The sequence below is a fragment of the Priestia sp. SIMBA_032 genome (genome assembly GCF_046535215.1).
Classification (GTDB): domain Bacteria; phylum Bacillota; class Bacilli; order Bacillales; family Bacillaceae_H; genus Priestia; species Priestia aryabhattai.
Genome location: NZ_JAWRXD010001142.1, coordinates 1 through 253 on the forward strand (window position 1 = coordinate 1; position 253 = coordinate 253).

Below are 253 nucleotides of genomic sequence, written 5' to 3' on the forward strand. Positions count from 1 at the left end.
ACCCCGATGGACCGCTGATTCTAAATACCAGTGGCGTCAGCAATCCAGGGTATAGGGCAGGTCTGCTGGATTGGAATACGGTCAGTGAGAATGTGCTTCGAAGCACCACGCATGCTTTAGTTGTAGGAAGCGTCAACACGGCGATCAATGGGGGAAGCTTAAAAGATAATCTCGGTAGTGCGGCTCTTTCCGAGGGACTTGATCTAACTGCAGCCTTTGGCAATAAACAGGTCGGTGACTTGGCCAATTACTT

Annotated in this window: 1 protein-coding gene; it reads left to right on the plus strand. The window is 50.2% G+C overall.

Features of this window, described 5'->3' with window-relative positions; all coding sequences use genetic code 11:
* The coding region (locus SB717_RS37895; protein ID WP_410908322.1) for a DUF637 domain-containing protein at positions 1-253 on the plus strand (253 nt) is incomplete at both ends.